The sequence below is a fragment of the Geodermatophilus sp. URMC 63 genome (genome assembly GCF_053502565.1).
Genome location: NZ_CP199956.1, coordinates 657,336 through 678,353 on the forward strand (window position 1 = coordinate 657,336; position 21,018 = coordinate 678,353).

The window sequence follows — 21,018 nt, forward strand, 5'->3', positions numbered from 1 at the left end:
ACGCTCCCCGCTCGGCACCGCCGGCGCGATCGTGACCGGGTCGCGACCGCGGTGCCGCCGGCGTCCGGTAGGCCGGCCCGCGGTCAGGACCGGCCAGCACCCGGCGGCAGCACCCCCGTACGCGCAGGAGGCGTCCGCCCGGTCCGTGGACGGACCGGGCGGACGCCTCCTGCGGCGCTCGTGCCCCGTCCGGGTCCCGCCGCGTCCTGCGCGAGCGGTGGGGAGGACGGGGTCCCCGCTCAGGCGCCGACGATCTCCCGCATGAGCCGGGCGGTCTCCGACGGCGTCTTGCCGACCTTGACGCCCGCGGCCTCGAGGGCCTCCTTCTTGGCCTGCGCGGTGCCGGCCGAGCCGGAGACGATCGCGCCGGCGTGGCCCATCGTCTTGCCCTCGGGAGCGGTGAACCCGGCGACGTAGCCGACGACGGGCTTGGTCACGCTCGCCTGGATGAAGTCGGCGGCGCGCTCCTCGGCGTCGCCACCGATCTCGCCGATCATCACGATGGCCTCGGTCTCCGGGTCGTCCTGGAAGGCCTGCAGGGCGTCGATGTGCGTGGTGCCGATGACCGGGTCGCCGCCGATGCCGATGGCGGTGGAGAAACCGATGTCCCGCAGCTCGTACATCATCTGGTAGGTCAGCGTGCCGGACTTGCTGACCAGGCCGATCCGGCCCTGCTGGGTGATGTTGGCCGGGATGATGCCGGCGTTCGAGCGCCCGGGGCTGATCAGGCCCGGGCAGTTCGGGCCGATGATCCGGGTCGAGCCGCCCTGGGCGTGCGCCCAGAAGGCGGTCGAGTCGTGCACCGGGATGCCCTCGGTGATGACGACGGCCAGACCGATCTGGGCGTCGACGGCCTCGATGACCGCGCCCTTGGCGCCGGCCGGCGGCACGAAGATGACGCTGACGTCGGCTCCGGTCTCCTTCATCGCCTCGGAGACGCTGCCGAACACCGGCACGCTGGCGCCGTCGAAGTCGACGCTCTCGCCGGCCTTCTTCGGGTTGACGCCGCCGACGATGGCCGTGCCGGAGGCGAGCATGCGCTGGGTGTGCTTGCGCCCCTCCGAGCCGGTCATGCCCTGGACGATGACCTTGCTGTTCTCGTTGAGGAAGATCGACATCTCTGTGGTGTCCTGTCGGGAGTCGGGGCGGCGATCAGGCGGCGAGCTCGGCGGCCCGGCGCGCGGCGCCGTCCATCGTGTCCACCACGGTCACCAGCGGGTGGTTCGCCTCGGCGAGGATGCGGCGCCCCTCCTCGACGTTGTTGCCGTCGAGCCGCACCACCAGCGGCTTGGCGGCCTCGTCGCCGAGGATGCCGAGGGCGGAGACGATGCCGTTGGCGACGGCGTCGCAGGCGGTGATGCCACCGAAGACGTTGACGAAGACGCTCTTCACGGCCGGGTCGGAGAGGATGATCTCCAGGCCGTTGGCCATGACCTCGGCCGAGGCGCCGCCGCCGATGTCGAGGAAGTTGGCCGGCTTGACCCCGCCGAACTCCTCACCGGCGTAGGCGACGACGTCGAGCGTGCTCATCACCAGGCCGGCGCCGTTGCCGATGATGCCCACCTCGCCGTCGAGCTTGACGTAGTTGAGGTCCTTCTCCTTGGCCCGCGCCTCGAGCGGGTCGGCGGCGGCGGAGTCCTCGAGCTGCGCGTGCTGCGGGTGCCGGAAGGCGGCGTTCTCGTCGAGGGTCACCTTCGCGTCGAGCGCGAGCACGGTGCCGTCGGGCGCCTTGGCCAGCGGGTTGACCTCGACCAGGGTGGCGTCCTCCTTGGCGAAGGTGTCCCACAGCTGGACGGCGATGGCGATCACCTGGTCGCGCACCTCGGCGGGGAAGCCCGCGGCGTCGACGATCTCGGTGGCCTTGGCGGTGTCGACGCCGACCGTGGCGTCGACGGGGACGCGAGCCAGGGCCTCGGGGCGCTCGACGGCGAGCTGCTCGATCTCCATGCCGCCCTCGACGCTGGCCATGGCCAGGAAGGTGCGGTTGGCGCGGTCGAGGAGGTAGGAGAAGTAGTACTCCTCGGCGATGTCGCTGGCCTGGGCCACCATCACGCGGTGGGTGGTGTGCCCCTTGATGTCCAGGCCGAGGATGTCCTGGGCCCGGGCGCGCGCCTCGTCGGCGTCGTCGGCGAGCTTGACGCCACCGGCCTTGCCACGGCCACCGGTCTTGACCTGCGCCTTGACGACGACGCGCGAGCCGATCTCCCGCGCGATCGCCTCGGCCTGGTCGGGTGTCTCGGCCACGCCGCCGGGGAGCACGGGCACGCCGTGCGAGGCCAGCAGGTCACGCGCCTGGTACTCGAAGAGGTCCACGAGCGAGCACCGTAGCTCCCGCGGATCCGGCTCCTCGCACCGGCGTGGGCAGGGTGCGCAGCGTCACAGGGCGCGGCGGGCGGGGCCGTCCCGCGGGCGGCCCGGCCGACCAGGGGCGCCGGATCGCTCCCGCCCAGCTCGCGGCGAGGACGGCGCCAGGCGACCGCGCCGGTCAGCGGCCGAGCGCGGCGACGACGTCGACGGGCGGGGTGCCGTCGGCGAACCGGCGCACGCCCGCGGGCAGCTCCCCGCCGTCCGGGCCGCCGAGCACGAAGGCGGTGACGTCGTCCACGCCGGCGGCGGCCAGCTGCTCGAGCACCGCGGCGAGCAGATCCGGCGGCGCGCCGGCCACGCCCACGGCGTCGGCGTCCTCCTGCACCACGGTGGCGGCCAGCGCGGCGGCCGACCGCGGGACGCCGGTCAGGACCACCTCGGCGCCGGCGTCGCGCAGGGCGCGGGCCAGGGAGACGGCGCGGGGGTCCTCCGGGGCGTCGGGCCCGGCGACGACCACCCGGAGGCGCTCGGCCGTGGTCACGGCGCCGGCGTCCGGCGCAGGCGCCAGGCCAGCACGGTGAGCAGCGCGTAGGCCAGGCCGGCGGCGAGCAGCCCGGCGCCGGGCACGGTCCACTCCAGGTCCGGGGAGGCGACGGCGTCACGCAGGCCGGTCAGCCCGGCCGACAGCACGGTCACGGCGAGGGCGAGCAGGCCCCCGACCGCGGCCAGCCGCGGCCGCAGCGAGGGTGCGAGCACCGCGCCCAGCAGCACGGCGCCGGCCAGCAGCAGCCCGCCGAGCAGCGCCAGCCCCGGCCGCTCCAGCAGCGCCTGCGGCCCCTGCTGCTCGACGACGACCTCGAGACCGGTGGCCGGGTCGTCGACGAGCCGGTCGGGGACGTCGGCCGCGGGGAGGGCCAGGCACAGCACGGTGAGGACGCCGAGGAGCACCGCGCTCCCCGCCAGCGCCGGGCGGACCGGGTCGAGGGCACCACGGTCCTCCATGAGCGTGCGGCCCCACGCCGCGGCGGCGCACCCTCCGGCGAGGACGGCCAGGCCCAGCGCGGCCACCTGCAGCCACCAGCCGGCACCGGTCGCCACCGAGCTGGTGAGCACCCGCTCACCGGCCAGCACCTCGATGCCGGGGCGCACCGTCGAGCTGCTGCCCCGGTAGACCTCGATGAGCAGCGAGCCGAGCGCGAGCACCCCGCCCACGCCGGCGTAGGCCAGTCCGAAGCGCGGGACCCGCCCCGCCGCCAGCCCGGCCCCGACCGCCACCGACGCCAGCGGGAGGACGAGGCCGACCAGCACCGCGCCGACACCCCGGCCGAGGGTGAGCGCCTGGCTGCCGACGACGAGGTAGGTCGGGAACAGGGCGACCGCCCCGGCGAGCCCGGCCAGGACGAGCAGGACGCCGGCGAGGCGGGCGGTGCGCGGCGGCTCGCCGACGACGAGGCCCTCGGTGCGGCGGCCCGGACCGGTGCCGGGAGCCTCCGGCCGACCCGTCGACGACGGGCGCCGGTTCGCGGCCGGCCGGCCGGCCTCGGCTCCCCGGACGTGCGCAGGAGAGCCGGTGCGCCGGGCGGTCCCGCTGGGGGCGCGGTCGTCGCGGGCAGAGCGGTCCCGGGCGGCCACGGGTCCTCCTTCGTCGAGAAGTGTCACGAAGCGGCCTCGATGTCGTCGAGACTCGGCATCGCTCGTGTGACCGTCGCCACACGAGGGCATTACCGTCATGTGAACGGAGCACGAGCTCGGTGCTCCGGCCACAGGTGGGCTCCCGGGTCCCGGGACCCGGCCGGTGGCCGACGAACGGGAGGACCAGCTCATGCGCGCGACCGGCGATCCCGGGTGCAGTCCAGAGTCGCACACCGCGACGCTCCCTCCGGGGACGCCACGGGGCCTGCTCCGCTCGCTCGTCACACCGGCCGCCGTCGCCGGAGGGCTGACCGAGCTGGCCTGGGTCGGCGCCCACGCCCTCATGTACCCGCTGGGCACGAGCGAGGAGGTACTGCGGCTGGACCCCCGCTGCCGGCCCGGTGAGCAGCCACCCGGCGTCCGCGCGCTGTTCGCCCCCGACCCGCTGGCCGCGCGCGTCCCGGTTCTGCTGGTGCACGGGCTGATCGACAACCGCTCCATCTTCACGGTCATGCGCCGCGGCCTGCGCCGGCGCGGGTTCGCGCAGGTCTGCACCTGGAACTACAGCCCGCTGCTGCGCGACGTCGCGGCGGGCGCCGCCGACCTCGGCGACCAGGTCGAGCGGATCTGCGCCCAGACCGGGCACGACCGGGTGCACCTCGTCGGCCACAGCCTGGGCGGCCTGATCGCCCGCCACTACGTGCAGCGCCAGGGCGGCGGACGCCGGGTGGAGTCCCTGGTGACCCTGGGGACGCCGCACGGCGGGTCGGTGCTCGCCCACCTGCTGCCCACGCCGCTGGTCCGCCAGCTGCGCCCCGGCTCCCCCGTGCTGCGCGAGCTCGCCGAGCCCGCGCCGGACTGGTCGACCCCGATGACCGCCGTCTACAGCGACCTCGACCAGCTCGTCGTCCCCACCCGCGCCGGGCGCTGCGACCACCCGGACCTGAAGGCGCGCAACGTGCTCGTCCGCGGCGTGGGGCACATGACGCTGCCGTTCCACCGCGGCGTCGTCGACGAGGTCGCCGTCACCCTGGCCGGGCGGCGGCCGGCCACCCCGGCGCAGCCGGTCGCGGCGGCGGTCGCCTGAGCGTCCTCACCGCCGGCCCCCTCACGGAGGAGGTGAGAGGCCTGCGCGCCGGGCCGCTACCCGGGCTCAGCGCTCCTGCGGGGAGCGACGATCCCCCGTCTCGTGACTGGCGGCGGTGACGCGGGCGCCACCGTCGGCCAGGAGGCGCAGTGCCCGGTCGCGGCTGCGGTCCGAGGAGCACGCGACCGCGTCCCCCAGGATCTCCACGGTCAGACCCCGGCGGAGGGCGGCCTCGGCGGTGGCCCGGACACACCCCTTGGCGAACAGCCCGGCGATCACCAGGTGCCTGATGCCGCGATCGTCCAGTGCGGCGCCCAGAGCTGGGTTGCTGAACCCGCTCCCGGCGGATTTCGGCACGTAGAGCGCCTCTTCGACGTCGATGCGGTCGTCCCAGGCAGTCCCAGCCGAGCCCGAGACAGCCGCTCGGCGGCGCAGGAGGTTGCCGATGACGTCCCTGCGGCGGAACTCGTTGCCGACCTTGACGATGAGGTCGCCACGGAGCCGCGCCTCGTCCACGGCGCAGCGGGTGGCGGCGAGAACCGGGGCGACGTGGTGGCGGGCGACGGGCATCCGCCCGTCGTCGGCGAGGAAATCGCGCTGGAAGTCCAGCAGGACGAGTGCCCGCCGGTCAGGCTCCGCGGCCGTGGTCATGTCTCACTCCGAATCGTCGAGGAGCGGCTCCCGCCGCGCTGCCGTCGCAGACGGTGCCGGGCCGCTCGTTCCTCACTCTGACCGTTGAGAGGCCCGCCGGGTGACATGACGACACGCACCGTCGCCTACCCGCGGCTCTGGTGACTGCACGTTACGGTCCGATCACGGCGCCGGTACCCACCGGCGGGTGTCCCTCGGGCGCCTCCACCGCCGTCGCTCCGCCGACGGACCGCTGCGCACAGGGGTCCCGGGAGCGTGGACGAAGGGTGTCCCGTGACCCGGCAGAGTGCTCCCGCGCTCCTCGAGCGCCCGACGGGCGCCCTCCCGCGCGTCACCGCCCGCCCGGCGCTCGTGCCCATCCCCGCCCCGCGCGCCGCCGGGGACGCCGTCCCTGCCGACGCCACCACCCCGCAGGCCGCAGAGGAGGTCGCCCCGGAGGAGGCCGCGCCCGCGACGCGCCGCGCCGTGCGCCGCCCGCCCGGCCGGCGCGGCCCGCTGTGGCTGGCCGCGCTCGTCGTCGGAGCCGTGCTCGCGGCGGTCCCCGCGTTCACCGGCGGGACGCCCGCGACCACCTCGGTCAGCGCGGCCGACTACGGGCTCGGCGCGGCCGACCTGGGCCTGACCGGGGACGTGGAGGACGCCGAGGCCCGCCGCGGCATCAGCGAGGCCGAGGCCCAGCAGCGCCTCAGTGAACTCGCCGCCTCGCGCGCCGCCCGCGAGCCACGGACCGTCCTGCCTGCGCAGGGCCGCATGACCACCTGCTTCTGCATGCGCTGGGGCTCGATGCACTACGGCATCGACCTCGCCGGCCCGCTGGGCACCCCGATCTACTCGGCCACCGACGGCGTCGTGCTGCGCGCCGGCCCGGCCACCGGGTTCGGCAACGCCGTGTACATCCAGGACGCCGACGGCAACGTGCACGTCTACGGCCACATGCGCTACTACGACGTCGAGGCGGGCCAGATCGTGCACGCCGGCGACCAGATCGCGAAGATCGGCAACGAGGGCCAGTCGACCGGCCCGCACCTGCACTACCAGATCAACCGCGGCAGCATGGCCGGCCGGCCGATCGACCCCGAGGAGTGGCTCGCCGAGCACGGCGTCACCGTGTGAGCGAGCGCCGCTCCACGGGTGTTCCTCGTGCTCTGCGGGTGCTGCAGCACCCCCGGAGCACCCTCCGGAGCACGAGGAACACCCGCAGAGCGGACCGACGGCCGTGCACCTGGACCGGCGGGACGAGGGTCCGCACGACCAGTGCCGCACCAGGACGCTGCGTGACCTCGGCGCCGGCGTTCAGAGCTTGACGAGCGGGGCGTAGCGCAGCACCAGGCGCTTGGTGCCGCCGGAGCCGAAGTCGACCGTCGCCTGCGCCTTGTCTCCGGCGCCGTTGACCTCGACCACGGTGCCCAGGCCGAACGCGTCGTGGCTGACCCGGTCGCCGACCTCGACGGAGATCACCGCCCGGTTGCCCGCGCCGCCGCGCAGGCCGCCGGTGGACAGCCCGGTCGCGGCCACCCGCGACTGCGCGGAGCCGTAGCCGGTGCTCGGCGCCGGCGTCGGGTCGACCCGGGCCCAGTGCACGGCCTCGCCGGGCAGCTCGTCGAGGAAGCGCGAGGGCGGGTTGTAGGCCGGCTGGCCCCAGCTGGTGCGCACCGTGGCGCGGGAGAGGAACAGCCGCCGCTGGGCGCGGGTGATGCCGACGTAGGCCAGCCGCCGCTCCTCCTCCAGCTCCCGGGGGTCGCCCAGCGCGCGCAGGTGCGGGAAGACGCCGTCCTCCAGGCCGGTGAGGAACACGACCGGGAACTCCAGGCCCTTGGCGGTGTGCAGCGTCATCAGCGTGACGACGCCGGCCTCGTCGCCGGAGACGGGGATCTGGTCGGCGTCGGCCACCAGCGAGACCTGCTCGAGGAAGTCGGTGACGGTGCCGCCGGGGTTGGCCGCCTCGAACTCGGCGGCCACCGAGACGAGCTCGTTGAGGTTGTCGACGCGGCCCTCGTCCTGCGGGTCGGTGCTCGCCTCCAGCTCGGCGAGGTAACCGGTGCGGTCGAGGATGCTCTCCAGCAGCGCCGCGGGGCCCGAGCCGGTCTCGACCAGCTGCTCGAACTCCTCCAGCAGCGCGACGAAGTCCTGCAGCGCCTTGAGCGAGCGCGGGGCCAGCGTGGTGATCTCCGGGCAGCGGCGCAGCGCGGTGGCGAACGCGATCCGCTCCCGGTCGGCGAACTGCTCCACGCACGCCTCGGCCTTGTCGCCGATGCCGCGCTTGGGCGTGTTGATCACCCGGCGCAGGCTGACGACGTCGGCCGGGTTCGACACGACCTTGAGGTAGGCCAGCGCGTCGCGGACCTCCTTGCGCTCGTAGAAGCGCACCCCGCCGACGACCTTGTAGGGCATGCCGACGCGGATGAACACCTCCTCGAACACGCGGGAGGCGTTGTTGGTCCGGTAGAAGACGGCGATGTCGGCCGGGCGGGCCTGCCCCTCGTCGACCAGCGCGTCGATCTGCTCGGCGACCCAGGCCGCCTCGTCGTGCTCGTTCTCGGCGACGTAGCCCTCGATCAGCTCGCCGTCGCCGGCGTCGGTCCACAGGTTCTTGGGGCGGCGGCCGGTGTTCTTGGCGATGACGGTGTTGGCCGCCTTGAGGATGCGCTGCGTGGAGCGGTAGTTCTGCTCCAGCAGGATCGTCGTCGCCTGCGGGTAGTCGCGCTCGAACTCGTCGATGTTGCGGATCGTCGCGCCGCGGAAGGCGTAGATCGACTGGTCGGCGTCGCCGACGACGCACAGCTCGGCCGGCGGCACCGGACCCTGGCCGGTGCCGACCAGCTCGCGGACCAGCACGTACTGCGCGTGGTTGGTGTCCTGGTACTCGTCGACCAGCACGTGGCGGAAGCGGCGGCGGTAGTGCTCGGCGACGTCGGGGAAGGCCTGCAGCAGGTTGACCGTCGTCATGATCAGGTCGTCGAAGTCCAGCGCGTGCGCCTCGCGCAGCCGCCGCTGGTAGAGCGTGTAGGCCTCCTTGAGCACCTTCTCCGGCGCCGTCTGGGGGCTGAAGCCCTCCTCGTCGACCAACTCGTTCTTCAGGTTGGACACCTGGGCGGCGAGGCTGCGGCCGGGGTAGCGCTTGGCGTCGAGGTCGAGGTCGCGGGCGACCATCGTCATCAGCCGCACCGAGTCGCCCTGGTCGTAGATGGTGAACGACGACTTCAGGCCCAGCTTCGAGGCCTCGGCGCGCAGGATGCGCACGCACATCGAGTGGAACGTCGAGACCCACATCGCCCGGGCGCGCGGGCCGACCAGCGCGGCGACCCGCTCCTTCATCTCACCGGCGGCCTTGTTGGTGAAGGTGATCGCCAGGACCTCGCCGGGCTGCACACCACGGGCGCCCAGCAGGTAGGCGATGCGGTGGGCGAGCACGCGGGTCTTGCCCGAGCCGGCGCCGGCGACGATGAGCAGCGGACCGCCCTCGTGGACGACGGCCTGGCGCTGGGGACCGTTGAGGCCGGCCAGCATGCGGTCCAGTTCCCGGCCCACCGAGCCGGGGGCGGAGCGCTGGAGCGCGGCGGTTCCGGGGAGGGCCTGCTGCACGCTGCTCATAGCCACACCACTGTAGTTCGGTCGGCGGCCGCTCCCCCGGCCGCCGACCGGCCCTGGGGACGGCGGCCGCCGGACACCGTGGCGCCCGTCACCGGCGCTGTGGCACACTCCCCTCGTGCTGCTCGCCACCGTCGAGTTTTCCTACGGGCACCGGGTTCCGGTGTCCGTCGCCGCTGGCTGAGCAGCCGCCGCAACGAACGCCCCGGGCCCGAGGAGCCCGGGGCGTTTCTCGTTCCCGGGGTCCGACGGCCACCGACCCGCCCCGGAGGACCCCGATGACCGCGACCGTCCCCACCCCGCTCGCCACCCCGCTCGCCACCCCGCTCGCCACCGTGCCGGACGCCGACACCCGCATCGCCGAGCTGCGGGAGGAGATCGACGCCTGCGACGCGGAGATCATCCGGGTGGTGCAGCGCCGGCTCGCCGTGTCGCAGGAGATCGGCCGGCTGCGCCGCGCCGCCGGCGGCACCCGGCTGTCGCTGGCCCGCGAGAAGCAGGTGATCGACCGCTTCCAGGACGCGCTCGGCCCGGACGGCGCGACGCTCGGGATGATGCTGCTGCGCCAGGGCCGCGGGCGCCTCTGAAGGAGGTCCACCCCTCCCCCCACGCCTCGCAGGCTCAGGCGGAGGGGACCCTGAGGGGTGGCCGTTCCGCCATCTCACCTGTGGCGCGGGTCGGCCGGCGGGAGGTCGGCGTGCCGGTGGACCAGCCACCAGTCGCCCTCGACCCGCCGGTACACGTGCGTCACCCGGAGCGTCATCTCCTGCGGCTCCCCGCCGTCGACGCGGACGGTCCCCTGCTCGGAGCCGACGGTGTAGGCGAGGTCCCCGCTGACGGCGACGACGTCGTAGCGCGGGACGAGCCGGCCGTCGCTGAAGCGGCTGCCCACCCACTCGAAGGTCCGCGTGACGGCGTGGTGGCCCCGCTCGACCGGCCCCCAGGCGCCGAACAGGGTCACGTCGGGCGAGTCCGCCCAGCAGCCCACGTAGGGACCGGGGTTGCCGGCCCCCATCGCGGCGAGGCCGTCCGCGACCCGGTCCATCGCCCGGGACAGTGCTGGGTCCACCTCGGCTCCTCCCCCGGCGGACCGTGGCGGCCCGCCGTGCCCCACTGGCGAGTCAGGGTCCGCGCGCCTCGTCCGCGGCGGAACCCCCGGCCGCGTGTCACACCGCGGGCCGCTGCGTCGTCTGCATGGACACGCCCCGACGGAGAGGACACGCCATGACCGGCAGCACCACCGCCCGCATCCCGCTCGACCCGCCGCGCACCCTGCTCACCCGCGCCGTCGACCGGTACTCCCGCCGCGCCTACGGCGCGACGCTCACCCCCGCCGCCGCGATGGGGCACCACCCGCGGCTCCTGCTCACCCAGCTCCGCCACGAGAGGTCGCTGGCCAGGTGGGACCGGCTCGACCCCACCCTCAAGTCGCTCGCCGTCATGTCGGCGGCGGTGACCGTCGGCTGCTCCTGGTGCGTCGACTTCGGCTGGTGGGTCACCAGCCAAGAGGGCGTGGACCCGGCCAAGCTGCGCGCCGTCCCCACCTGGCGGGACAGCGACGCGCTCACCGACCTCGAGCGGCGGGTCGTGGAGTACGCCGAGGCGATGAGCACCACGCCGATGGGCGTCACCGACGAGATGGTCGCCGGGCTGCGGCGCGACCTCGACGACGCCGCCCTGCTCGAGCTGACGACGATGGTCGCCGTGGAGAACAGCCGGGCCCGGGCCAACAGCGCCCTCGGCCTGCACAGCCAGGGCTTCCGGGACCGCTGCGAGCTCCCGGCCCGCGCGTGACCGACCTGCTGCCGGCCTTCGACGCGCACCGGCGGCTGCTGTTCACCGTCGCCTACCAGGTGCTGGGCAGCGTCGCCGACGCCGAGGACGTCGTCCAGGACGCCTGGCTGCGCTGGTCGGCCGCGGACCGCGACGACGTCACCGACCCGCGGGCGTGGCTGGTGCGGACGACGACCCGGCTGGCGCTGGACCGGCTGACCTCCGCCCGCGCCCGGCGCGAGACCTACGTCGGCCCGTGGCTGCCCGAGCCGCTGCTCACCGCCCAGGCCGGCGACCCGGCCGACGAGGCGGTGCTCGGCGACGAGGTGTCGCTCGCGCTGCTCGTCGTCCTCGAGACCCTCTCCCCCGTCGAGCGCGCCGTGTTCGTGCTGCGCGAGGTGTTCGGCCTACCCGTCGCGGAGGTGGCCGCCGCGCTGGGCCGCTCGGAGGCCGCCGTCCGGCAGGCGGGGCACCGCGCCCGGGAGCACGTGGCCGCTCGCCGTCCCCGGTTCGACACCGACCGGCAGGCGCACCGGGAGGTCACCGAGCGCTTCCTGGCCGCGTGCCTGGGCGGCGACGTCGACGCGCTGCTGACCGCGCTGGCACCCGGCGCGGTGCTCGTCACCGACGGCGGCGGCCGGACGAGGGCGGCGCTGCGGCCGATCACGGGCGCGGAGAAGGTGGCCCGCTTCCTGGCCGCGGTCGTGCAGGGCGGCGCGTCGCTGCCGGGCCTGCGGATGGACCTGACGGAGGTCAACGGCCTGCCCGGGGTGGCGGCGTGGACCGACGCCGGGCCCTACGTGGCGGTGTCGCTGGTCGTCACCGACGGGCTGGTGCAGCAGGTCCTCGTGGTGCTCAACCCCGACAAGCTGGCCGGCCTGCGGAGGTGAGGGCCCGACCCCGCGCATAGGCTCCGCCGGTGACCGCGCCGCTGCCGTCGAAGCCCGCCGAGTTCGTCGAGCGCGCCCTGTGCGTGCTCGCCCACCCCGACGATGTCGACTTCGGCAGTGCGGGCACCGTCGCCACCTGGACGGCGGCCGGCACCGAGGTCACCTACTGCATCGTCACCGACGGCGACGCCGGCGGCTTCGACGAGACGCCGCGCGAGCAGATGCCGCTGCTGCGCCGGGAGGAGCAGCGGGCCGCCGCCAAGGCCGTCGGCGTGAGCGACGTCCGCTTCCTCGGCCACCCCGACGGCCGGCTGGAGCTGACCCTCGACCTGCGCCGCGACATCGCCCGCGTGATCCGGCAGGTGCGCCCGCAGCGGGTGCTCACCAGCTCGCCGGAGCGCTGGTACGAGCGGGTGGGCGCCAGCCACCCCGACCACATGACGGTCGGGGAGTCCACGCTGCGCGCGGTCTACCCCGACGCCCGCAACCCGTTCGCCTTCCCCGAGCTGCTGGCCGACGAGGGCCTCGGGGCGTGGACGGTGTCGGAGGTCTGGCTGGGCGCCAGCCCGCGGGCCGACCACGCCGTCGATGTGACCGACGTCGTCGAGCAGAAGTTCGCCGCGCTGCGCAGCCACGTGACGCAGGTCAGCCACGTCGACGACCTGGAGGGCTTCGTCACCGGCTGGATGGCGCAGACCGCCCGGCGGTTCGACCTGCCGCCCGGCCGCCTCGCCGAGGCCTTCCACGTCGTACACACGGGGTGAGGTCCCCACGGTCAGAGCGGTCGGTGACCCCGCCCTGCGAGGCGTCGCGAGGAGTGGGGCCGGAGTTCCCGCGATCGAGTGACGGGAAGGGCTCAGCGCCGCTGGGGAACGGCACCTGGCCGCGGTGACGTCCGGCAGGACGTCAGAGCAACCGGTTGGTGGCGGCCCAGCGGGTGAGCTCGTTGCGGTTGGACAGCTGCAGCTTGCGCAGCACGTTGGAGGCGTGCGACTCCACCGTCTTCACCGAGATGAACAGCCGCCCGCCGATCTCCCGGTAGGTGTAGCCGCGGGCGAGCAGCTGCATGACCTCGCGCTCGCGGGCGCTGAGCAGGTCCAGGCCGGGGTCGGTCGCGGGGTCCTCCGGCTGGGGAGCCGACGGCGACGTGGCGGCGAAGGCGTCGAGCACGAAGCCGGCCAGCCGGGGGCTGAAGACGACGTCGCCCTCGGCCACGCGCTGCACGGCCGCGACCAGGTCGGGCCCGGAGATGGTCTTGGTGACGTAGCCGCGGGCGCCGGCGCGGATGACGGCGATGACGTCCTCGGCGGCGTCGGACACCGACAGCGCCAGCCAGCGCACCTGCGGCAGCTCCGCGCGCAGCGCCTCCAGCACCGCCCGCCCGCCGCCGCCGGGCAGGTGCACGTCGAGCAGCACGACGTCGGGGACGGCGGCCCGGATGCCGGCGATCGCGGAGTCGGCGTCAGCGGCCTCCCCCACCACCGTCACGGCGTCGCCCAGCTCGGACCGCACGCCGGCGCGCACCATCGCGTGGTCGTCGACCAGGAAGACGCGGGGGCGGTCGCTCACGCCGCGGCCTCGCGGGGCAGGCAGAGCTCCACCTCGGTGCCCTCCCCCGGCGTGGACCGGACGCTCGCCGTCCCGCCGAGGCGGGTCAGCCGCCCGGTCACCGAGTCGCGCAGGCCACGCCGGTCGGCCGGCACCGCGGCCGGCTCGAAGCCGGCGCCGCGGTCGCGGACGAACACCAGCACCCGGGCCGCCGTCACCTCCGTGTAGAGGTCGGCCGACGCGACCCCGGCGTGCTTGGCCGCGTTGACCAGCGCCTCCCGGGCGGCCGCGCCGAGGGCGGCCAGCGCGTCGTCGACCGGCGCGTCCCCGACGACCACCGGGTCGACGGTGAGCTCGTGGTCGGCCTCGACCTCGGCCACGATCTGCGACACCAGCGCCGTCCACGTGCCGCCGGCGGCCGCCGCCGGCTCGTAGAGCCAGCTGCGCAGCTCGCGCTCCTGGCCGCGGGCCAGCCGGGCCACGGCCTGCTGGTCGTCGGAGTGCCGCTGGATGAGGGCGAGGGTCTGCAGCACCGAGTCGTGCAGGTGGGCGGCGACGGCGGCCCGCTCCTCCGACCGGATGCGGGCGGTCCGCTCGGCGGCCCGGGAGTCGAGCAGCCGGCGCCAGAACGGCGCGGTGGCCAGCACCACGCCGGCGAGGATGACCAGGGTGGCGGCGAACCCGTTGCGGGCGTTGGCGAGCTGACCGGTGGTGGCCAGCAGCAGCACCACCCCGCCGGCGGCCAGCACCGCTCCGCCGGCCAGCACCCAGCGGACGCCGGGGCGGGCGAGCGTGTAGTCGCTGTCGAGCTGGCGCCAGATGACGGCGAGCCCACCGCCGAGCAGCAGCAGCGGGGCGAGCAGGTCGCTGCCGCCCCAGGTCGCGAGGTTGCCCAGCACCACCATCGCACCGAGCCCGGTCAGCACCAGCCCCAGGGTCTGCCGGCGGCTGGGCCGCGCGTCGGCCGGAGCCGGGACGGCGTCACCCTGCGGGACGAAGAACCACAGCAGCGCGTAGACCACGATGCCGATGCCGGCGACGGTGCTGAGCGCGACCAGGACCACCCGGACGACGAGCGGGTCGACGCGCAGGTGCGCCGCCGTCCCCGCCGCGACCCCCGCCAGCAGCCGGCCCGACCGGGGCCGGACCAGCGGCGGCCGCTCACCCGCAGTCGCAGCCGCAGGAGCAGCCGCAGCCGGGGCGACGGGCGCGGGAGCCAGGCCGCCCGACAGGGGTGCGCCCGCGGGCGCGGGGACAGCCGCCGGCACGGCTGCCGGGGGTCCGCCCGCGGGGGTCGGCGCCGTCCTCGTCACGCGACGATCGTCGCACCGCACGTCCTCCTCCCGGTACCGGGAAGCCCCCGGAGGAGGAGGACCAGGGTCGGATGGGGGCGTTCCCCGATACCGGCGCGGCGCCCGGCTGGGCACGCTCTGCGCCATGACCGCCGCACCCCCTCCCGCTCCACCCACCGAACCCCCGCCGGTCGCCCGTCCCGCGCTCCGCCGCAGCCGCACCGACAAGGTCGTCGGCGGCGTCGCCGGCGGGCTGGCCGAGTACAGCGGCATCGACGCGCTGCTGTGGCGGGTCGGCTTCGTCGCCCTGACCGTCGCCGGCGGCTCGGGCGTCCTGGTCTACCTGCTGCTGTGGCTGCTCATGCCGGCCGGGCCCCGCCGCCCGGTCGACGGAGCCCCGGCCGCACCTCCCGGCCCCCGTTCCCCCGTCGCCGGGATCACCGTCGCGGGGCTGCTGATCGCCGTCGGGCTGCTGGTCCTGGTCACCCGCTACACCGACGTCGACCTCGGCCCCCGGGGTTTCCTCGCCACCGCCCTGCTCGTCGTGGGCGTGGGGCTCGTCGCCTCCAGCTTCGCCCGCGGCCGCTCGCCCCGCGGCGGGCTGATCGCCGTCGGCGCCGTGCTGTCGCTGGCGGTGCTGTTCACCTCCTCCGTCGACGAGAACGACCTCAGCGGCGAGCTCGGCGACCGCTCCTACCAGCCGGAGAGCGTCGCGCAGGTGCAATCCGTCTACCGGCTCGACGCCGGCGACCTCGACGTCGACCTCTCGGAGATCGACGTCGAGGAGATCGACACGCCGCTCCGGGTGCGCATCGACCACGGCCTCGGCGACCTCGAGGTCACCGTGCCCGAGGACGCCGACGTCCGCATCGAGGTGGAGAACGGCGTCGGCGAGGTCGACCTGTTCGACGGGGGCTCCGACGGCGGGCTGTTCCGTGCCGAGGACGGCGACGGCCGTGTCGACCTCGTCCTGACCATCGACCACAGCCTCGGTGACGTGGAGGTGTCCCGTGCCTGACTACAGCGAGTTCCCCACCACCCCCACCGGCTGGCAGGAGCGTGCGCTGGCCGAGCAGTGGCAGTACCCGACCGCGCTGGAGACGCAGGACGCCCCGCCGCAGCGGCGCCGGCCCGACCTGGTCACCTTCGTCCCGGGCGTCGTCTACGTCGTCCTGGCCCTGCTGGTCCTCGCCGGGATCACCGTCCCGCTGGGCTTCCTCGCCGACGGTGGCCTGCTGTGGCTGCTGCTGGTCGGCGCCGGCGTCGGGCTCCTGGTGAGCGAGCTGCGCAAGGCCCGCCGCAGGCGCTGAGCACGGAGAGCGGTCGGGACGGAGGGCCCGGGGAGCTGGTGCTCCCCGGGCCCTCCGGCGTGGTCAGCCGGCCACCCGGGCGCAGAAGGCCAGGGCGTCCCGCCAGAGGGCCTCGGTGGCGCGCGGGTCGTACTCGGCGGGCAGGCTCGGGTCGGTGAACAGGTGGCCGCTCCCCTCGTGGTCGACGACCTCCAGCCGGCCGCCGCCGCGAGCCACGTCCGCAGCCAGCGCGGTCACCCACTCCTGACGCCGGAACGGGTCACCCACGGTGTGGTGCAGCTGGGCCGGCACCCCGGCCGGCCACCGCGCGTCCCCGAGCAGCTCCAGCGGGAGCGCCCCGGAGAACAGCAGGACCCCGGCGCAGCGGCGCTGCGTGGCGACGTGCTCGGCCATGCCCGCGCCGTTGGAGAAGCCGGCGGCGACGAACCCGTCGGGCAGGTCCCGCACGCCGTCGACGGCGGACCGCAGCAGCGCCGGGATCCCCACCTCCTCGAAGTACGCGCCGGCCTCCGCGTAGTCGTCGAACACGCGGCCGTCGTGCTGGTCGACGACGCGCACCTCGTGGCCGGCGGCCCCCAGGCGGGTGGCGGCGTCGGTGATGCCGGGACGGACGCCGAGGACGGAGTGGAAGAGCGCGATGGAGGTCATGCGGTCACCCTGGGACGCCCCCGGTGACACCGTCCTGTCACCGTCTCCTGGGAACCTCCGGCCGTGAACCGCACCGACCGGCTGCACGCGCTGACCGAGGAGCTGCGCCGGGCCGGCCCGCGCGGGCGGACCGCGCAGCGGCTGGCCGCCTGGCTGGAGGTGTCCACCCGTACGGTGAAGCGCGACGTCAGCGCCCTGCAGCAGGCCGGGGTGCCCGTCTGGGCGAGCGCCGGGCCCGGTGGCGGGTACGTGCTCGACGCCGCGGCCACGCTGCCGCCGGTCACCCTCACCCCCGCCCAGGCCGTGGCCGTCGCCGTCGCGCTGGCCGGCGCGCCCGACGCGCCCTTCGCCGCCGACGGCCGGGCGGCCCTGGAGAAGGTGCTCGACGTCCTCGGCGGCGAGGCGCGGGCGGAGGTCGAGCAGCTCGGCAGCCGGGTGTGGGTCCGCGGCCGGCCGGGTGGACGCCGCGACCCCGCCTCCGTCGTCGAGGACGCGCTGGCCCGGCGTCGCGTCGTCGCGATCTCCTACCGCGACGGCGCGGGCACCCCGTCCCGCCGGCGGGTGGAACCGCACCTGCTCGCCCGCGACGGCGGCTGCTGGTACCTGCTCGGCTGGTGCCGGGAGCGGGATGCGCCGCGCTGGTTCCGCCGCGACCGCATCGAGGCGGCCGACCTCACCCCGGAGACGGTGCCGGCCCGCGATCCCGCCGTCTTCGGCACCCCACCCGAGGACGCCCGCAGCGTCCGCTCCGGACAGGCGCCGCTCACGCCGCCGGGGAGGGCGGCACCAGGGTGAACCCCTCGGCTGCGGCGGCCGCCCGCAGCTGCCGGTCGAACGCCGCCAGCGTGGCGCACTCCGGCAGAGCGTCCCGGGCGGCGAGGGCGCAGGCCAGCTGCACGGCGTCGTGGGCGCGCAGCCCGTGCACCGCGCACAGGTCGGCCGCACCGTCCAGGACCCTCACCGTCGCGGCAACGGCGGAGAACCTCGGGGGCTCGGCCACGGTGCCGGACCAGTCGGCCTCGAAGGCCGAGGTCAGCAGACGCGCGGCGCTCCCGTCCAGTTCCCCTAGGCGCTGCTCGCGCCGGATCGCGGAGGGCACCTCGACACGGGCCAGCTGCGAGACGACCAGCCGGTCCAGTGCCCGCACGAGCTCGTGCCCGGGCTCGTCGGCGTAGAGCGTGACCAGCGCGCTCGAGTCGGCGAAGACGCTCACGCCCGATCGGACGTGATGATGTCCGACAGCGGTGTACCGCGCCCGGCCGCCGCACGGGCCGCTGCCAGGCTGTCGGCGTCCGGGCGCCGGCGAGGTGTCCCGGTCGGGGCCAGCAGACCCGCCCGCGCCAGCCGCTCACGGATCCGCTCGACGTCGTCCCCGGCCAGGTCCGGATCGGTGGCCGCACCGAGCACCGCGACGACGTACTCGTTCATGCTGCGCCCCAGCCGTCCGGCGGCAGCACGCACTCGCTCGACCAGCTCGTCGGTGGTGCGCACGGTCAGCTGGGCCATGCCTGCACACCAGCAGGCATGCCTGCACACCCCCCGCGCGTCGCACGGGGACCGAGGGACGCGGGGTCCCCTACTCCCACTCGATGGTGCCCGGCGGCTTGCTCGTGACATCGAGCACCACGCGGTTGACCTCTGCCACCTCGTTGGTGATCCGGGTGGAGATCCGGGCCAGGACGTCGTAGGGCAGCCGCGTCCAGTCGGCGGTCATGGCGTCCTCGCTGGACACCGGCCGCAGCACGACCGGGTGGCCGTAGGTGCGCCCGTCGCCCTGGACGCCGACCGAGCGGACGTCGGCCAGCAGCACCACCGGGCACTGCCAGATCTCGCGGTCCAGGCCGGCGGCGGTGAGCTCGGCGCGGGCGATCGCGTCAGCCCGCCGCAGCACGTCGAGCCGCTCCTGGGTGACCTCGCCGATGATCCGGATGCCCAGCCCGGGGCCGGGGAACGGCTGCCGCCACACCAGTGACTCGGGCAGGCCCAGCTGCAGGCCGACCTCGCGCACCTCGTCCTTGAACAGGGTCCGCAGCGGCTCGACGAGGGTGAAGGTGAGGTCCTCGGGCAGCCCGCCGACGTTGTGGTGGCTCTTGATGTTCGCCGTCCCCGTGCCACCGCCGGACTCGACGACGTCGGGGTAGAGCGTCCCCTGCACCAGGAAGTCGACGGTCTCGCCGTGCGCCTGGGCGTCGGTGACGACGTCGAGCGCGGCCTGCTCGAAGACCCGGATGAACTCCCGGCCGATCGTCTTGCGCTTCTGCTCCGGGTCGCTGACCCCGGCCAGCGCGCCGAGGAACTGCTCGCGGGCGTCGACCACCCGCAGGTCGGCGCCGGTGACGGCGACGAAGTCCCGCTCGATCTGCTCGGTCTCGCCCTCGCGCATGAGCCCGTGGTCGACGTAGACGCAGGTCAGCCGGTCGCCGACGGCCCGCTGCACCAGCGCCGCGGCGACCGCGGAGTCGACCCCGCCGGACAGCGCGCACAGCGCCCGCCGGTCGCCGACCTGTGCCCGGATCTGCTCCACCTGTTCCTCGACGACGTTGGCCATCGTCCAGGTCGGCTCCAGGCCGGCGATGTCGAACAGGAAGTGCTCGAGCACCGTCTGCCCGTGCGCGGTGTGCCGCACCTCGGGGTGGAACTGCACGCCGGCGAGCTTGCGGTCGACGTCCTCGAAGGCGGCGACCGGCGCCCCGGTGGAGGTGGCGGTGACGGTGAACCCGGGCGGGGCGGCGCTGACGGCGTCGCCGTGGCTCATCCACACCGACTGCTCGACCGGCAGCGAGCCGAACAGCCGGCCGCCCGTGGTGACCGTCAGCGGTGTGCCGCCGTACTCGCGGTCGCCGGTGCGGGCGACGGTGCCGCCGAGCGAGGCGGCCATCGCCTGGAAGCCGTAGCAGATGCCGAACGCCGGGACGCCGCCCTCGAACAGGGTGGGGTCGACCTGAGGGGCGTCTTCGGCGTAGACGCTCGACGGGCCGCCGGACAGGACGATCGCCGCCGGCTTGCGCGCGACGATCTCCTCCGCCGGGACCTCGGAGGGGACGATCTCGGAGTAGACGCCGGCCTCGCGGATCCGCCGCGCGATGAGCTGGGCGTACTGCGCGCCGAAGTCGACGACGAGGACGGTCGGGAAGTCCATCAGCCGATCTCGGGGCCGGTCGGGCTGCCGCCGATCACCAGGTCCACGCGCTGGAACTCCTTGAGGTCGCGGTAGCCGGTCTTGGCCATCGTGCGGCGCAGCGCGCCGAAGAGGTTGGTCCGGCCGTCGGCGGTCTCGGCCGGGCCGAGCAGCACCTGCTCGAGCGACCCGGCGGCCGGCACCGGCGCCGACGTCCCGCCGCGGGGCAGCCGCGGGTGGGCGGCCACCGAGTCCCACCAGACGCCGCCGGCCGGGGCCTCCTTCGCCGCCCGCAGCGGCTCGCCGATCTGGACGGCGTCGGCGCCGCAGGCCAGCGCCCGGGCGATCGACCCGCTGGTCTCGATCCGGCCGTTGGCGATGACGTGCACGTACCGGCCGCCGGTCTCGTCGAGGTAGTCGCGGCGGGCGGCGGCGGCGTCGGCGATCGCGCTGGCCAGCGGCACGCGGACGCCCATGACGGCGTCACCGGTGGAGAAGCTGTCGGCCCCCACGCCGACGATCACGCCGGCCGCGCCGGTGCGCATGAGGTGCAGCGCGGTCTGGTAGTTCGCCGCGCCGCCGACGATCACCGGGACGTCGAGGTCGGCGATGAACTCCTTGAGGTTCAGGGCGTCGCCCTGGGTGGTGACGTGCTCGGCGGAGACGATCGTGCCCTGGATGACCAGCAGGTCGACCCCGGCGGCGAGCACCGCGGGCGCGAGCTGCTGCGTGTGCTGCGGCGAGACGCGCACCGCCGTCGTCACCCCGGCGTCGCGCATCTCCTTGATCCGGGCGCCGATCAGGTCGGGCTCCACCGGCTGGGCGTAGACCTCCTGCAGCAGCGACACCGGCGGCGGCGACTCGGCGGCGGCGTCGCGCAGCCGGCGGTACACCGGCAGCGGGTCGTCGTAGCGGGTCCACAGCCCCTCGGCGTTGAGCACGCCGAGCCCGCCGGCCTGGCCGACGGCGATCGCCGTCGCCGGGCTGACGACGGCGTCGCTCGGGCTGGTCACCAGGGGGATGTCGAAGCGGAAGGCGTCGATCTGCCAGGCCGTGGAGACGTCGTCGACGTCGCGGGTCCGGCGGGACGGGACGATCGACACCTCGTCGAGGTCGTAGCCGCGGCGGGCGAAGCGGTTGAGGCCGATCTCGACGGTGTCGCGCGCGGGCACGG

At 75.3% G+C, this 21,018-nt stretch carries 23 protein-coding genes; 9 read left to right on the plus strand and 14 right to left on the minus strand.

Translation table 11 applies throughout. From position 1 onward, the window contains the following. Positions 1 to 239: 239 nt before the first annotated feature. The 4 genes from sucD to ACWIZO_RS03115 form a co-directional block, all read right to left on the minus strand. Positions 240 to 1,118, minus strand: coding sequence for a succinate--CoA ligase subunit alpha (sucD, locus tag ACWIZO_RS03100; protein WP_448641087.1), 879 nt, complete (start codon positions 1,116 to 1,118; stop codon positions 240 to 242). Positions 1,119 to 1,152: 34 nt separating this feature from the next. After that, positions 1,153 to 2,313, minus strand: a complete 1,161-nt coding sequence (gene sucC, locus ACWIZO_RS03105) for an ADP-forming succinate--CoA ligase subunit beta (protein ID WP_448641088.1) — start codon at positions 2,311 to 2,313, stop codon at positions 1,153 to 1,155. Positions 2,314 to 2,485: 172 nt separating this feature from the next. Further along, the gene (locus ACWIZO_RS03110; RefSeq protein ID WP_448641089.1) at positions 2,486 to 2,848 is read right to left on the minus strand and encodes a cobalamin B12-binding domain-containing protein; all 363 of its coding nucleotides are present in this window, start codon (positions 2,846 to 2,848) and stop codon (positions 2,486 to 2,488) included. Beyond that, positions 2,845 to 3,939 carry a hypothetical protein gene (locus ACWIZO_RS03115; RefSeq protein WP_448641090.1) on the minus strand — a complete coding sequence of 365 codons (1,095 nt, stop codon included), beginning with the start codon at positions 3,937 to 3,939 and terminating at the stop codon, positions 2,845 to 2,847. Before ACWIZO_RS03115 ends, ACWIZO_RS03110 begins: the two co-directional genes overlap by 4 nt. Before the next feature lie 163 nt (positions 3,940 to 4,102). On the opposite strand from ACWIZO_RS03115, the gene ACWIZO_RS03120 reads away from it, so the two are divergent. Further along, positions 4,103 to 5,026: an esterase/lipase family protein gene (locus tag ACWIZO_RS03120; protein WP_448641091.1), complete on the plus strand. Its 924-nt coding sequence runs from the start codon at positions 4,103 to 4,105 to the stop codon at positions 5,024 to 5,026. 66 nt (positions 5,027 to 5,092) lie between these two features. Here the strand turns inward: ACWIZO_RS03120 and ACWIZO_RS03125 are convergent, their stop codons facing one another. Further along, positions 5,093 to 5,677 (minus strand): cysteine hydrolase family protein, encoded by a 585-nt coding sequence (locus ACWIZO_RS03125; protein ID WP_448641092.1) that lies wholly within the window; start codon positions 5,675 to 5,677, stop codon positions 5,093 to 5,095. A gap of 273 nt (positions 5,678 to 5,950) precedes the next feature. Here ACWIZO_RS03125 and ACWIZO_RS03130 point away from each other — a divergent pair, with 273 nt between their 5' ends. Next, positions 5,951 to 6,790: a M23 family metallopeptidase gene (locus ACWIZO_RS03130; RefSeq protein ID WP_448641093.1), complete on the plus strand. Its 840-nt coding sequence runs from the start codon at positions 5,951 to 5,953 to the stop codon at positions 6,788 to 6,790. Positions 6,791 to 6,970: 180 nt separating this feature from the next. Here the strand turns inward: ACWIZO_RS03130 and pcrA are convergent, their stop codons facing one another. Beyond that, on the minus strand, positions 6,971 to 9,268 hold the full coding sequence (gene pcrA, locus ACWIZO_RS03135; RefSeq protein WP_448641094.1) for a DNA helicase PcrA: 2,298 nt from the start codon (positions 9,266 to 9,268) through the stop codon (positions 6,971 to 6,973). A 275-nt stretch (positions 9,269 to 9,543) separates the two neighbouring features. Here pcrA and ACWIZO_RS03140 point away from each other — a divergent pair, with 275 nt between their 5' ends. Continuing rightward, positions 9,544 to 9,852, plus strand: coding sequence for a chorismate mutase (locus ACWIZO_RS03140; protein WP_448641095.1), 309 nt, complete (start codon positions 9,544 to 9,546; stop codon positions 9,850 to 9,852). 74 nt (positions 9,853 to 9,926) lie between these two features. Here the strand turns inward: ACWIZO_RS03140 and ACWIZO_RS03145 are convergent, their stop codons facing one another. Beyond that, positions 9,927 to 10,334 (minus strand): YybH family protein, encoded by a 408-nt coding sequence (locus ACWIZO_RS03145; protein ID WP_448641096.1) that lies wholly within the window; start codon positions 10,332 to 10,334, stop codon positions 9,927 to 9,929. A 155-nt stretch (positions 10,335 to 10,489) separates the two neighbouring features. Between ACWIZO_RS03145 and ACWIZO_RS03150 the strand changes: the two genes are divergently transcribed. Genes ACWIZO_RS03150 through ACWIZO_RS03160 form a run of 3 tightly spaced genes read left to right on the plus strand, consistent with a single transcriptional unit; the run spans position 10,490 to position 12,692 of the window. Next, positions 10,490 to 11,059, plus strand: a complete 570-nt coding sequence (locus ACWIZO_RS03150; RefSeq protein ID WP_448641097.1) for a carboxymuconolactone decarboxylase family protein — start codon at positions 10,490 to 10,492, stop codon at positions 11,057 to 11,059. Continuing rightward, on the plus strand, positions 11,056 to 11,928 hold the full coding sequence (locus tag ACWIZO_RS03155; RefSeq protein WP_448641098.1) for an RNA polymerase sigma-70 factor: 873 nt from the start codon (positions 11,056 to 11,058) through the stop codon (positions 11,926 to 11,928). The genes ACWIZO_RS03150 and ACWIZO_RS03155 overlap by 4 nt, the downstream gene beginning before the upstream one ends. A 29-nt stretch (positions 11,929 to 11,957) precedes the next feature. Next, on the plus strand, positions 11,958 to 12,692 hold the full coding sequence (locus ACWIZO_RS03160; protein WP_448641099.1) for a PIG-L deacetylase family protein: 735 nt from the start codon (positions 11,958 to 11,960) through the stop codon (positions 12,690 to 12,692). A gap of 142 nt (positions 12,693 to 12,834) precedes the next feature. Here ACWIZO_RS03160 and ACWIZO_RS03165 read toward each other — a convergent pair whose 3' ends face one another. Together ACWIZO_RS03165 and ACWIZO_RS03170 are read right to left on the minus strand one after the other, a co-directional pair. Further along, positions 12,835 to 13,497 carry a response regulator gene (locus ACWIZO_RS03165; protein WP_446757330.1) on the minus strand — a complete coding sequence of 221 codons (663 nt, stop codon included), beginning with the start codon at positions 13,495 to 13,497 and terminating at the stop codon, positions 12,835 to 12,837. Next, complete coding sequence (locus tag ACWIZO_RS03170; RefSeq protein WP_448641100.1) at positions 13,494 to 14,744, minus strand: ATP-binding protein; 1,251 nt, start codon at positions 14,742 to 14,744, stop codon at positions 13,494 to 13,496. Before ACWIZO_RS03170 ends, ACWIZO_RS03165 begins: the two co-directional genes overlap by 4 nt. A gap of 169 nt (positions 14,745 to 14,913) precedes the next feature. Between ACWIZO_RS03170 and ACWIZO_RS03175 the strand changes: the two genes are divergently transcribed. Beyond that, positions 14,914 to 15,786, plus strand: a complete 873-nt coding sequence (locus ACWIZO_RS03175) for a PspC domain-containing protein (protein ID WP_448641101.1) — start codon at positions 14,914 to 14,916, stop codon at positions 15,784 to 15,786. Then, the gene (locus ACWIZO_RS03180) at positions 15,779 to 16,078 is read left to right on the plus strand and encodes a hypothetical protein (protein ID WP_448641102.1); all 300 of its coding nucleotides are present in this window, start codon (positions 15,779 to 15,781) and stop codon (positions 16,076 to 16,078) included. The genes ACWIZO_RS03175 and ACWIZO_RS03180 overlap by 8 nt, the downstream gene beginning before the upstream one ends. Positions 16,079 to 16,141: 63 nt before the next feature. On the opposite strand, the gene ACWIZO_RS03185 is transcribed toward ACWIZO_RS03180, so the two are convergent. Further along, a complete protein-coding gene (locus ACWIZO_RS03185; protein ID WP_448641103.1) occupies positions 16,142 to 16,726 on the minus strand; it encodes a dienelactone hydrolase family protein in 585 nt (194 codons plus the stop codon). A gap of 63 nt (positions 16,727 to 16,789) precedes the next feature. Here ACWIZO_RS03185 and ACWIZO_RS03190 point away from each other — a divergent pair, with 63 nt between their 5' ends. Next, the gene (locus ACWIZO_RS03190; RefSeq protein ID WP_448641104.1) at positions 16,790 to 17,521 is read left to right on the plus strand and encodes a helix-turn-helix transcriptional regulator; all 732 of its coding nucleotides are present in this window, start codon (positions 16,790 to 16,792) and stop codon (positions 17,519 to 17,521) included. Here ACWIZO_RS03190 and ACWIZO_RS03195 read toward each other — a convergent pair. From ACWIZO_RS03195 to ACWIZO_RS03210, 4 genes are all read right to left on the minus strand, one after another. After that, the gene (locus ACWIZO_RS03195) at positions 17,490 to 17,939 is read right to left on the minus strand and encodes a type II toxin-antitoxin system VapC family toxin (RefSeq protein WP_448641105.1); all 450 of its coding nucleotides are present in this window, start codon (positions 17,937 to 17,939) and stop codon (positions 17,490 to 17,492) included. The two genes, ACWIZO_RS03190 and ACWIZO_RS03195, sit on opposite strands and share 32 nt — an antisense overlap. Further along, positions 17,936 to 18,232, minus strand: a complete 297-nt coding sequence (locus ACWIZO_RS03200; protein ID WP_448641106.1) for a hypothetical protein — start codon at positions 18,230 to 18,232, stop codon at positions 17,936 to 17,938. The genes ACWIZO_RS03195 and ACWIZO_RS03200 overlap by 4 nt, the downstream gene beginning before the upstream one ends. A gap of 70 nt (positions 18,233 to 18,302) precedes the next feature. After that, entirely contained in the window at positions 18,303 to 19,865 is a 1,563-nt protein-coding gene (gene guaA, locus ACWIZO_RS03205; RefSeq protein WP_448641107.1) for a glutamine-hydrolyzing GMP synthase, read from the minus strand. Then, on the minus strand, positions 19,865 to 21,016 hold the full coding sequence (locus tag ACWIZO_RS03210) for a GuaB3 family IMP dehydrogenase-related protein (RefSeq protein ID WP_448641108.1): 1,152 nt from the start codon (positions 21,014 to 21,016) through the stop codon (positions 19,865 to 19,867). The genes guaA and ACWIZO_RS03210 overlap by 1 nt, the downstream gene beginning before the upstream one ends. Between the last annotated feature and the right edge of the window lie 2 nt (positions 21,017 to 21,018).

Coding starts and splice junctions, on each gene's coding strand:
- guaA (WP_448641107.1), bottom strand. CDS start 19,865: ATGGACTTCCCGACCGTCCTCGTCGTCGACTTCGGCGCGCAGTACGCC.
- ACWIZO_RS03200 (WP_448641106.1), bottom strand. CDS start 18,232: ATGGCCCAGCTGACCGTGCGCACCACCGACGAGCTGGTCGAGCGAGTG.
- ACWIZO_RS03125 (WP_448641092.1), bottom strand. CDS start 5,677: ATGACCACGGCCGCGGAGCCTGACCGGCGGGCACTCGTCCTGCTGGAC.
- ACWIZO_RS03140 (WP_448641095.1), top strand. CDS start 9,544: ATGACCGCGACCGTCCCCACCCCGCTCGCCACCCCGCTCGCCACCCCG.
- pcrA (WP_448641094.1), bottom strand. CDS start 9,268: ATGAGCAGCGTGCAGCAGGCCCTCCCCGGAACCGCCGCGCTCCAGCGC.
- ACWIZO_RS03150 (WP_448641097.1), top strand. CDS start 10,490: ATGACCGGCAGCACCACCGCCCGCATCCCGCTCGACCCGCCGCGCACC.
- ACWIZO_RS03175 (WP_448641101.1), top strand. CDS start 14,914: ATGACCGCCGCACCCCCTCCCGCTCCACCCACCGAACCCCCGCCGGTC.
- ACWIZO_RS03185 (WP_448641103.1), bottom strand. CDS start 16,726: ATGACCTCCATCGCGCTCTTCCACTCCGTCCTCGGCGTCCGTCCCGGC.
- sucD (WP_448641087.1), bottom strand. CDS start 1,118: ATGTCGATCTTCCTCAACGAGAACAGCAAGGTCATCGTCCAGGGCATG.